Raw genomic sequence first — 11,106 nt, 5'->3', positions numbered from 1 at the left:
ACCCGACACCGAGGTAGGACAGCGTGGCTTCGGTGACGATGAACATGCCGAGCGCGATCGTCGAGACCGCGATCACCGGTCCAATGGAATTGGGCAGGACGTGCCGTATTAGTATCCCAAACCTGCTCAGCCCCAGTGCTTTCGCTGCCAACACATAATCGCTGCCGCGGACCGCGAGCACAGCGCCGCGGGCGATCCGGGCTATCTGCGGCCATCCGAACAGCGCCAGGATGGCGATCACCGTCCATACTGTGCGGTGATGCATGACCTGCATCAGCACGATGGCGGCCAGCAGCAACGGGATACCGAAGAACACGTCGGCGATCCGGGACACCACCGCGTCGATCCACCCGCCGTAAAACCCGGCCACCGCTCCCAGCGCCCCTCCGATGATGAACACCAACAGGGTGGCACCGAGACCGACGGTGATCGAGGCACGTGCGCCGTAGATGGTGCGGGCGTAGATGTCGTGGCCCTGCAGGTCGGTGCCGAACCAATGCGCGACCGACGGCCCCAGCAGACTCTGGTCCGGGTTGGCGTATCCGGGATCGGCACCGGTGAACAATGCCGGAAACACCGCAACGACGACGACACATGCGATCAGCGCCGCGCTGATGATGAATTTCGGGCGGCGGCGCAGCCTGCGCCAGGTATCGCGCCAAAATCCCACGCCGGCAACCGTTTCAGCCATAGCGAATCCTGGGGTCCAGCGCCGCGTACAGCAGGTCCACCGCCAGGTTGGTGACGAGGTAGACGACTACGAGCACCGTCACGATGGACACCACGGTCGGGGCTTCCTGACGGGTGACGGCCTGGTAGAGCACGCCGCCGACACCGTGGACGTTGAAGATGCCTTCGGTGACGATCGCGCCGCCCATCAGCGCGCCGAGGTCTGCCCCCAGGAAAGTCACCACGGGAATCAGCGAATTGCGCAGGATGTGCACCGTGATCACCCGCGGCCGCGACAGCCCTTTGGCGGTGGCGGTGCGGACGTAGTCGGCGTGCGCGTTGTCGGCCACCGCGGAGCGGGTCAACCGCACCACGTACGCGAATGACACGGCGCCCAAGACGATTCCGGGCAATAGCAGGCGGGCGAAGGTCGGCTGGTCGCCCACCGTCACCGCCGCGATACCCAGCCGGACCCCGAAGACGAATTGCGCGAGGAACCCCAGTACGAAGATCGGCACCGCGATGATGACCAGGCTGACGATCAATACGGCGCCGTCGAAAACCCCACCCTGGCGCAGCCCGGCGATCACCCCGAATCCGACGCCGAAGAGCGCCTCCACCACCAGCGCGATAATTGCCAACTTGAACGTCACCGGAAACGCCTGCGCCAGAACGCTGGTCACCGGTAAACCGGAGTAGGCGTGGCCGAGGTCGCCGTGCAGGATGCCACCGAGGTAATGCAGGTATTGCAACCAGAACGGGTCGTTGAGGTGATATTGCGCGCGCAGTTGTGCGGCCACCGCCGGGCTCAGCGGGCGATCACCGCCCAGCGCCGCGATCGGGTCGCCGGGCAGCAAGAAGACCATGCCGTAAATCAGCAGCGTGGCCCCCAGGAAGACCGGGATCATGGCCGCGATTCGCCGCGCGATGTACCACGTCATCTCAGGCCTTCATGATGTGTTCGTAGTCGGGCAGGCCGTTCCAGGTCAGTGCGACGTGGCTGACCGACGGTGACCGTCCTGCCACCGCGACGGTGTACCACAGCGGTACGACCGGCATGTCTTGCAACAGAATTCGCTGTGCGTCGTTGGCGAGCCGGTAGGACCGCGGCAGATCAGGCGCGGCTTCGGCGGTGGCCATCGCGGCATCGAACCGAGGATTGGAGTAGCCGACGTCGTCGGCACCCGCGCCGGTGACGAACAACGGTTCTAAAAACTCCAGCATCGACGGGAAGTCGCCCTGCCACCCGGCCCGGAACGCGGTGCCGATCGTATGGCTGGTGATCTGGGTGCGAAAACCGGCGAAGGTGGGCTGAGGCGCGCCGACGGCGTCGATGCCCAGCGTGTTCTTGATGCTGTTGGCCACCGCGTCGATCCATTCCTGATGTGAACCGTCGGCGTTGTAGGCGATGGCATACCGACCAGTCCATTTCGAGATCGCGTCGGCCTGCGACCAGAGCCGCCGCGCACGATCCGGGTCGAAGTTCAGGGCGGTGTTGCCGTCGATGCCTGGGTCGTATCCAGGCAGCGAACTCGCGGTGAAATCCCGCGCGGGTGCTCGTGCACCGGAGAAGATCTTGCGACAGATCTGGTCGCGGTTGATCGCGGCCGACAGCGCGAGCCGGCGCAACCGGCCCTCGTCGCCGGAGAAGTGCGGCAGCCGCAGCGGAGTGTCCAGTGTCTGGTTCGCCGCCGCGGGCGCGGTGACCGCGCGATCGCCGAGATCTCGTCGGTAGGCGGGCAGCACACTGGGCGGGATCGTATCCAGCACATCGAGATTGCTCGACAGCAAGTCGGCATAAGCGGTGTCGAGGTTGGCGTAGAAGACGAACCGCAGCCCTTTGTTCTGCGACACTCGGTTGCCGTGATAGCCGGGGTTGGTGACCAGGTCGAGTTTGACGTTGTGCTGCCAGGCCGGATTGCCCGGCTCGTCGCCAAGCCGATAGGGGCCGTTGCCGATAGGGTGCTGCCCGAACGCCGCCATGTCTTTCAGCGCAGCGGCGGGCAACGGGTAGAAGGGCGAAAACCCAAGCCGCAGTGTGAAGTCGATCGTCGGACCCTTGAGCCGAACGGTGAACTCATGGTCATCGATCACCTGGAGCCCGGACATCGCGGTGGCCGTCGGGGTCGGTGCGGCGACCTCGTTGAAACCGGCGATCGGGCTGAAAAAACTCTGCTGCAGTTGAGCATTGGTGGACAGCGCGCCGTAATTCCAGGCGTCGACGAATGAGTGCGCGGTGACCGGCGAGCCGTCACTGAACGTCCAGCCGGGTTTCAAGGTGATCCGGTAGTTGACGTCGTCGGTGGTCTCGATCGCGCTCGCCACCTCCAGCGTCGGCGAGCCCTTGGCGTCATACGACATCAGGCCGGCGAACAGTCGGTCTACGATCCTGCCGCCGTTGGAGTCGTTGGTATTGGTCGGGATCAACGGATTCTGCGGCTCGCCCGCATTGACGATCACCACATCGGTTCGGACTGTCGGCACCCCACACCCGGTCAGCGACGCGGCAGCCAGCAGCATGCCGACCGCTGCCGCGCAGAGCCGATACATGAGGCCGACCCTAAAGGCCTTGCGCTTCGGTCAATGTTCAAGGGTCCGGCGAGTCCGGTGTGATCTGTGCGGCCAGGTCGGCCACCCAGCCCCGTATCGAGGCGACGTTGCCAGGCGGCGAGGCGACGATTACCACTTCGTCGATTCCGAGTTCACTGAGCGCGGGGACGTCGGTATGCGCCGGGTGTTCAAGCGCGACGGCCAGTTGCAGCTCGCCCGGATCGCGTCCGGTATCGCCGCACAGTCTTCGGATGAACGCGACCCGCTCCGCGACCGCGGCAACATCACGTAGGTTGAAGCCGTACCAGCCGTCTCCCCAATTCACCACCCGGCGCAGAGCCGCATCGCTGTTGCCGCCCACCATTACCGGGATGCCGCGGTCGCGCACCGGCTTCGGATTGAGACGTACGCGATCGAAATTGACGAATTCACCTGCGAATGAGGCGATGTCGTCACGCCACAGCGTCCGCATCGCAGCAACATACTCGGCGGTGCGTGCCCCACGCCGTTCGAAGGGGACGCCGAGAGTATCGAATTCCTCCCGAGACCAGCCGATGCCGACACCGAAGGTGAACCGACCGGCGCTGAGCCGGTCGAGGGTGGCGACCTGCTTGGCGACTACCACGGGGTTGTGTTCGGCAAGCAGCAGCACACCAGTCGCCAGGCCGATCGTCGTGGTCGCTGCCGCCGCGAAGCTCAGACCGATCAACGGATCAATCCAGTCAGCGGTCGCGGGAACCGCGATCCTGCCGTCGGCGGAATATGGGTAACGGGATACGGATTGGTCCACCATCACCACATGCTCGCCGCACCACAATGTGGCGAACCCATGTTGCTCTGCGGCGACAGCGATCGCGTCGATCACGGCACGCTGTGCGCCCGCCGCGATACCCAACGCATGTAGCCCCAACCGCACCACCGAATGGTCTCACGGGGTGCGGGCGCTCAAAAGTTACTCAACCTGCCCCGGCCTCATTGTCCGGTTCGCCCCCTCGCCGCTTCGCGGCTGGGGGTGCCCCCACAACGGCCTCTCGTGGCCGTATCGTCACCGGACTAGGCTCATGCGCGTGACCGAGACGCACACCGAAGCACCGTTGTCGTATGCACCGTCAACACAGTTCGTCGCGCAGGCCAACGCCGGCGATGACCTGTACCGACAGGCCGAGCAGGACCGGCTGACGTTCTGGGCCGAGCAGGCCAACCGACTTTCTTGGGCGACACCGTTTTCCCAGGTTTTGGACTGGTCGGCGGCGCCGTTTGCCAAATGGTTCACTGACGGCAAACTCAACGTCACCTACAACTGCGTGGACCGTCATGTCGAAGCCGGCAACGGCGATCGCGTCGCTATCCACTGGGAGGGCGAGCGAGTCGGAGAAAACCGCACGCTGACCTACAGCGATCTGCTGACCGACGTGAGCAAGGCCGCCAACGCGCTCGCGGGTCTGGGGCTGGTCGCGGGGGACCGCGTCGCGATCTACCTGCCGATGATTCCCGAAGCGATCGTCGCGATGCTGGCGTGCGCGCGACTGGGCGTGCTGCACAGCGTGGTGTTCGCCGGATTCACCGCGACCGCGCTGGGCGCCCGGATCGCCGACGCGCAGGCCAAACTGCTGATCACCTCCGACGGGCAGTTCCGCCACGGCAAGCCGGAGCCATTGAAGGAAGCGGCCGACCAGGCGGTCGCCGACACCAGCACGATCGAACACGTCCTGGTGGTCAAGCGCACCGGCATCGACGTGCCGTGGACCGAGGGACGTGACGTGTGGTGGCACGACGTCGTCGAACCGGCGTCACCCGAGCACCAGGCCGAGGCATTCGACGCCGAGCATCCGCTGTTCCTGCTGTACACCTCGGGCACCACAGGTAAGCCCAAGGGCATCGTGCACACCACCGGCGGCTATCTCACCCAGGCGTCCTACACCCACTACAACGTCTTCGACATCAAGCCGGAAACCGACGTGTTCTGGTGCACCGCCGACATCGGCTGGGTCACCGGACACACCTACGGTGTCTACGGCCCGCTGTCCAACGGCGTAACCCAGGTTGTCTATGAGGGAACCCCGAGCACGCCCAGCCAGCACCGGCATTTCGAGATCATCGAAAAGTACGGCGTGACAATCTATTACACGGCCCCGACGATGATTCGCACCTTCATGAAGTGGGGCCGCGACATCCCGGACGCCCGCGATCTGTCCAGCCTGCGGCTGCTGGGGACGGTCGGTGAGCCGATCAACCCGGAGGCCTGGCGCTGGTACCGCAAAGTCATGGGCGCCGACAGCGTCCCGATCGTGGACACCTGGTGGCAGACCGAAACGGGCGCCGCGATGATCTCGCCGCTACCCGGCGTCGCCGCGGCCAAACCCGGATCGGCGATGAGGCCGCTGCCCGGCATCTCGGCGAGGATCGTCGACGACGAGGGTAACCAGCTTTCACCGCCGTCCACCGATGAGGGCGAGCACGTCACCGGATATCTGGTGCTCGACCAGCCGTGGCCGTCCATGCTGCGCGGCATCTGGGGCGATCCGGACCGCTTCCGCGAGACGTACTGGTCGAAGTTCGCCAGCCAGGGCTGGTACTTCGCCGGCGACGGCGCTCGCTACGACTCCGACGGGGCGATCTGGATCCTGGGCCGCATCGACGACGTGATGAACGTGTCGGGGCACCGTATCTCGACCGCGGAGGTGGAGTCGGCGTTGGTCGGCCACTCCGGGGTTGCCGAAGCCGCGGTGGTGGGCGCGACCGACGAGACCACCGGTCAGGCCATCTGCGCTTTCGTTGTCCTGCAGGCAAGTCACGCGCAGACGACAGGCGCGGAGATCATCGACGAGCTGCGTGCCGAGGTCGCTCGGGTGATTTCGCCGATCGCGCGGCCACGCGAACTGCATGTGGTGCCCGAATTGCCGAAGACCCGCAGCGGCAAGATCATGCGACGCCTGCTGCGCGACATCGCCGAGAAGCGCGAACTCGGCGATACCTCCACGCTGCTCGATCCCGGCGTATTCGACGCGATTCGGGCCGCCCAATAAAACGAGCCGAGTGACGATGCGGGCCGTGCAGCGGCTCGCATAGGAGTCGGCCAATGGATCTAGGCGGGGACCGGGACGAATCCCGCGCCGGGACGATTCTTGGCCGCGAGGTCGGCCAGGATTGCGTTGATCGACTGCACCACCGCCGGGGTATGCAGCGGAATGTATTTGGTGATGCAGACCGGCAGGTTCTCACTGAAGGCGCCGTGGATCATGCCGACCAGCTGATCGTTGACGGTCACCGGCCCACCCGAGTCGCCCGGTTGTCCGCACACCTGCATGACGATGGTGCCCGGGTCCTGGCCCGGACCCCACGTGACGCCGCACGAATTGCCGGTGGTGCGGCCCTGCTTGCAGGCAACCTGCCCGAAGGCCGGGTCGGGCCCGATGCCGTTGATCGCGAAGCCGCCGAAGTTGGCTACCGGAGCTACCTTGGCCTTGTCGAACTGGATGACTGCGTAGTCGAGCCCGTCGTTACCGGCCACCATGGTTCCCACCGCTCCCCGGGCCTTTGCCGACTCGACGACCACCAGGGCACCTGGGCCGCCGCAGTGCGCCGATGTAAAACCGATCAGCTCACCCTTGCCGTCGGTGCCGATGGTGGTCAGGGTGCACAGGGTGTCGCCGTTGACGATGATCCCTGCCCCGCCGCCGAGCGGGACGCGGTCGTCAGCTTGGGCGAGCGCGCTGTGCAGGCAGGCCGGCCCGACCGCGCACGCTGCCACCAAAGCCGCCGTGAGCCCAAGCAGCCGACGGCACCTGCTCTGCACAGCGATACTCCCGTCACAAAAAATGGACGCTCACCCTTAAACGGCCGCGCCAGTCTAACGTGATCAATGCTCACCAGCGGCGATCCTCGAAAGGCCGGCAGTGCTCGGTGGCCTCGTCTGGCATCGGGCTGCATGGCAACATGAACCGGACAATCGGACCATCCGGTGACGATGCAGAGCACAGCGTGACGAGAAGGAATCGGATCATCAGATCCGCTCGGGAGGACCGACAGTGAGCAAGTCAGATCGAACGAACACCGACCGCAAGGACGGGGTTCCCCGCACGCTGACCAGCATTCCGTTGACCGACCCGCATGCGCTGTCCGCCGAGCCGTCGATCGGCGAGCTGGTCAAGGACGCGACCGCGCAGATGTCGACGCTGGTGCGCGCGGAGGTTGAACTGGCCCGCGCTGAGATCACCCGCGACGTCAAGAAGGGCCTGACCGGCAGCGTCTTCTTCATTGCGGCGCTGGTGGTGTTGTTCTATTCGACGTTCTTTTTCTTCTTCTTCCTCGCCGAACTTCTCGACACCTGGATCTGGCGTTGGGCTGCCTTCCTCATCGTGTTCGGGATCATGGTGGTGGTCACCGTCGCGCTGGCACTGTTCGGCTACCTCAAGGTCCGGCGCATCCGCGGCCCGCAGCAGACCATCGAATCGGTCAAGGAGACGCGGTCGGCGTTGACGCCGGGTCAAGACAAGTCCTCGCCACCAGCGCTGCATTCGGCGCAGGGCGGGACGCCCGCCGATCCCTCAGGTTGGTAGATGGCCCCACCAGATCCGTCGGTCACCCGTATCGACGGTCCATGGCGCCATTTGGACGTGCACGCCAACGGCATTCGGTTTCACGTCGTCGAGGCGACACCAGACGACCAGGACACCACCGCTCCGACGGCGCGGCCGCTGGTGATCATGCTGCACGGCTTCGGCTCGTTCTGGTGGTCGTGGCGTCACCAGTTGCGTGGGCTGACCGGAGCCCGTGTGGTCGCGGTCGATCTGCGCGGCTACGGCGGCAGCGACAAACCGCCCCGCGGGTATGACGGCTGGACGCTGGCCGGGGACACCGCCGGACTGATCCGCGCACTGGGGCACACGTCGGCAACGCTGGTCGGCCACGCCGACGGGGGCCTGGTGTGCTGGGCCACCTCCGTGTTGCACTCGCGACAGGTGCGCGCGATCGCCGTGATCAGCTCGCCGCACCCGGCCGCGCTACGGCGCTCGGCGCTGACCCGGCGCGATCAAGGCCGAGCTTTACTACCTTCGCTGCTGCGCTACCAGGTGCCGATTTGGCCGGAGCGCGCGCTCACCCGGCATAACGGCATTGGGCTCGAGCGTCTGATACGCAGCCGCGCCGGCGCTAAATGGGTTGCATCCGAAGACTTTTCCGAATCGATCGGTCACCTGCGTCAAGCGATCCAGATTCGGTCAGCCGCGCATTGCGCACTGGAGTATCAACGATGGGCGGTGCGCAGCCAACTCCGCGAAGAGGGCCGACGCTTCATGAGATCGATGAGCCGACCGTTCGGAATCCCGATGCTGCACATTCACGGCGACGCCGATCCCTACGTCCTGGACGATCCAGTTGAACGAACACAGCGCTACGCGCCGCACGGTCGCTACGTGTCATTATCTGGAGCAGGACATTTCAGTCACGAAGAGAAGCCGGACGAAGTCAACGCTCACCTGTCGCGTTTCCTCGAGCGGGTGTACCGGTCTCCACTCAACTGACGCACTCGCCGGTGGGCACCGGCGCGGTGTCACCGATATGCGCAAGCTGCGCAGCCACCTCTTTGGCGGTCAGCACAAAACCGGTGTCGTTGTCGTCAACCGCCGCACCGAAGACAACACCGATCACCTGACCATCGAGGTCGATCAGGGGCCCACCCGAATTACCTTGTTCCACATTGGCTCTGACGGTGTAGACCTCGCGGTTGATCGTCGCTTTCCGGTAGATGTCGGGTCCGTTGAGTTCGATGAGTTCCCGGATTCTGGCCGGCGTCGCTATGAATCCGCCACCACCCGGGTAGCCCATCACGATGCCTTCGGTGCCCGATGTCACCGGGGCGTTGGCGAACGCCAGCGGCCCCGCTGGCAGGTGCGGCACCGAGAGGATCGCGATGTCGACCGTCGGGTCATAGGACACCACGGTGGCGTCGTAAGGATTGCCGCTGGCCTCCACGGTGACGTTGTTCGACCCCGCGACCACGTGCGCGTTGGTCATCACACGGTCCGGTGAAAGCACAAATCCGCTGCCCTCCAACACTTTCTGACAGCCGGGAGCGATCGCGCGGATCTTTACCACGCTCGGTTCGGTGTTCGCGACAACGGGATTTTTGGCCAGCGCGGCGTCCGGTGCCGAGACCGCCACGACCGGTGTGCGACTGAACGGCTCCAGCACCTGCGGCAGACCCGAGGTGTCCAGCAGCGCGGACAACCGCTTGGGCACCGTCTTCAGCCATTCCGGCGCATAGTCGTTGACCTGAGCCAGTACCCGCGAACCACGCACTGCTGCAGCCAAACTCGGCTGACCCGCCGAGGACGTCAACGGCGTCGCCAGCATCCACGCCGCCACCAGAACCACCACCAGCTGCACGGCCACACCGATCAGCGAGTCGAAGAATCGGACCGAGCTGCTGTGGATCGCACCGCGGACCGCGCGACCCAGCACCACACCGGCGACCTCGCCGACCACGACCAGCGCCAGGATCAAGAACAACGCAGCGAACAGCTTGGCTCGCGGTGCGGCGACATGGGCGACGAGGTGCGGAGCCAGCAGCACCCCTGCGATCGCGCCGAGCAGCACGCCGACGAACGACAGCAACGAGCCGAGCGCACCCGAACGCCAACCGGAGACCGCGGCTATGAAAGCCACTGCCAGCACCGCGATGTCCAACCACTGTGAGGAGCTCATCGGGCCTCATCCTCGTCGCCGACCAGTGCCATCGCTTCGTCCAGCTCGCGAACGTCGCTGGCGTCCCAAGGCTTTGCCCAACCAGCGACATCCAACATTGCCGAAATCACCTGACCGGTAAAGCCCCAGACCAGCATCTCGTTCAACAGAAATGCCGGACCGGCGAAGCGGCGGCTGAAGGTGCGGCGATACACCGTCAGCCGGTTGGCGGGATTGATGAAGGCCCGAACCGGAACTCGGGCCACCTTTGCGGTTTCAGCCCGATCCACGACGGTCACCGGCCCCGGATCCGGCGAATACGCCAGCACCGGAACGACGTGGAAACCCGAGGGCGCGATGAACGTTCGCTCCATGGTGACCAGTGGATGCAGCCTGCCGGTATCGATTCCGGTCTCTTCGCGCGCCTCGCGCAGCGCGGTCGCCACCGGCCCGTCGTCGCCGGGATCGGATGCGCCCCCGGGGAACGCGGCCTGGCCGGCGTGGTGGCGCAGCGTGGCAGCCCGCACGATCAGCAGCAGGTCCGCGTCGTCCGGGAGGGGGTTGGGTGCGTCGGCGCTCGACTGCGGACCCGAAAACAGCACCAGCACTGCCGCTTCGCGTCCGCGGTCACCCGCCGCGGCCTTCGACTCAGTCACCATTGCCAGCACGTCGGCGGGCAGCCGTCTGCGGTAGGCGTCCGGTATCCCACCGACGTTGTCGACCAACGGTTGCAACCAGGCCGGGCCGAGCTCAGGCGCCAAGACATCAGACCCAAGACGCTGGGGAGTGCCGCCTCCGCTCACCGGCGCCTCCCTCGTACATCCAACCGCCCGAATCTCCCCCGCAAGCGGGATCTACCCCCACCCCAGGCCGCCGGCCGGTGCGCATCGTCGATCGGCATCATCGTGGCTGAGCTCCGACCGCAGCCATGATCTCGTCGGCTGTGGCGAAAGCGCGTGGCAGCGTTTTCTCAACGCTACCGTCCGGCTCCAACACCACTGTCGCGGGCATCACATTGGGCACCCGCAGCGCCGCCGCGACACGACGACTACCGTCCTGCAGTGTCGGCAGCCGGACGCCCAGCTCCGCCAACCGCAGCAAGCCGGCCGTCTCGTTCTCGTCCTGGTGCACCGTCACCACCATCACATCGGATCCCACCCGTCGCTGGTACTCCGCCATCGCCGGGAGCTCGGCCGCGCATGG

At 65.6% G+C, this 11,106-nt stretch carries 11 protein-coding genes; 3 read left to right on the top strand and 8 right to left on the bottom strand.

Translation table 11 applies throughout. The annotated features are described in order from the left end of the window. The 4 genes from WAN02_RS33140 to WAN02_RS33125 all read right to left on the bottom strand — a co-directional run. A partial coding sequence (locus tag WAN02_RS33140) for an ABC transporter permease (RefSeq protein WP_422269587.1) occupies positions 1-691 on the bottom strand: 691 nt, incomplete at its 3' end. Then, positions 684-1,610, bottom strand: a complete 927-nt coding sequence (locus WAN02_RS33135; protein ID WP_422269586.1) for an ABC transporter permease — start codon at positions 1,608-1,610, stop codon at positions 684-686. The genes WAN02_RS33140 and WAN02_RS33135, both read right to left, overlap by 8 nt. 1 nt (position 1,611) lies before the next feature. Then, positions 1,612-3,219: a peptide ABC transporter substrate-binding protein gene (locus WAN02_RS33130; RefSeq protein ID WP_422269585.1), complete on the bottom strand. Its 1,608-nt coding sequence runs from the start codon at positions 3,217-3,219 to the stop codon at positions 1,612-1,614. A 37-nt stretch (positions 3,220-3,256) separates the two neighbouring features. Further along, positions 3,257-4,135 (bottom strand): LLM class F420-dependent oxidoreductase, encoded by an 879-nt coding sequence (locus tag WAN02_RS33125; protein ID WP_422269584.1) that lies wholly within the window; start codon positions 4,133-4,135, stop codon positions 3,257-3,259. Positions 4,136-4,280: 145 nt separating this feature from the next. Here WAN02_RS33125 and acs point away from each other — a divergent pair, with 145 nt between their 5' ends. Further along, positions 4,281-6,245, top strand: a complete 1,965-nt coding sequence (gene acs, locus WAN02_RS33120; RefSeq protein WP_422269583.1) for an acetate--CoA ligase — start codon at positions 4,281-4,283, stop codon at positions 6,243-6,245. A gap of 59 nt (positions 6,246-6,304) precedes the next feature. Here the strand turns inward: acs and WAN02_RS33115 are convergent, their stop codons facing one another. Further along, a complete protein-coding gene (locus WAN02_RS33115) occupies positions 6,305-7,015 on the bottom strand; it encodes a serine protease (RefSeq protein ID WP_422269582.1) in 711 nt (236 codons plus the stop codon). A gap of 232 nt (positions 7,016-7,247) precedes the next feature. Here WAN02_RS33115 and WAN02_RS33110 point away from each other — a divergent pair, with 232 nt between their 5' ends. Both WAN02_RS33110 and WAN02_RS33105 read left to right on the top strand, forming a co-directional pair. Then, entirely contained in the window at positions 7,248-7,778 is a 531-nt protein-coding gene (locus WAN02_RS33110; RefSeq protein ID WP_325688001.1) for a phage holin family protein, read from the top strand. Beyond that, the gene (locus WAN02_RS33105; protein ID WP_422269581.1) at positions 7,779-8,741 is read left to right on the top strand and encodes an alpha/beta fold hydrolase; all 963 of its coding nucleotides are present in this window, start codon (positions 7,779-7,781) and stop codon (positions 8,739-8,741) included. Here the strand turns inward: WAN02_RS33105 and marP are convergent. The 3 genes from marP to WAN02_RS33090 form a co-directional block, all read right to left on the bottom strand. Next, positions 8,734-9,924 carry an acid resistance serine protease MarP gene (gene marP / locus WAN02_RS33100; RefSeq protein ID WP_422269580.1) on the bottom strand — a complete coding sequence of 397 codons (1,191 nt, stop codon included), beginning with the start codon at positions 9,922-9,924 and terminating at the stop codon, positions 8,734-8,736. The two genes, WAN02_RS33105 and marP, sit on opposite strands and share 8 nt — an antisense overlap. Next, entirely contained in the window at positions 9,921-10,706 is a 786-nt protein-coding gene (locus WAN02_RS33095) for an NUDIX hydrolase (RefSeq protein WP_422269579.1), read from the bottom strand. Before WAN02_RS33095 ends, marP begins: the two co-directional genes overlap by 4 nt. Before the next feature lie 97 nt (positions 10,707-10,803). Then, positions 10,804-11,106, bottom strand: a 303-nt coding sequence (locus WAN02_RS33090; RefSeq protein ID WP_422269578.1) for a TlpA family protein disulfide reductase, incomplete at its 5' end; no start/stop codon positions are given.

Origin of the sequence: Mycobacterium sp., assembly GCF_049281135.1 — a bacterium.
GTDB lineage: Bacteria > Actinomycetota > Actinomycetes > Mycobacteriales > Mycobacteriaceae > Mycobacterium.
This window is presented reverse-complemented; position numbering and strand designations above follow the sequence as displayed.

Excerpts from the sequence above, each read along its gene's own strand:
- acs (WP_422269583.1), top strand. The coding sequence starts at position 4,281 with ATGCGCGTGACCGAGACGCACACCGAAGCACCGTTGTCGTATGCACCG.
- WAN02_RS33135 (WP_422269586.1), bottom strand. The coding sequence starts at position 1,610 with ATGACGTGGTACATCGCGCGGCGAATCGCGGCCATGATCCCGGTCTTC.
- WAN02_RS33130 (WP_422269585.1), bottom strand. The coding sequence starts at position 3,219 with ATGTATCGGCTCTGCGCGGCAGCGGTCGGCATGCTGCTGGCTGCCGCG.
- marP (WP_422269580.1), bottom strand. The coding sequence starts at position 9,924 with ATGAGCTCCTCACAGTGGTTGGACATCGCGGTGCTGGCAGTGGCTTTC.
- WAN02_RS33105 (WP_422269581.1), top strand. The coding sequence starts at position 7,779 with ATGGCCCCACCAGATCCGTCGGTCACCCGTATCGACGGTCCATGGCGC.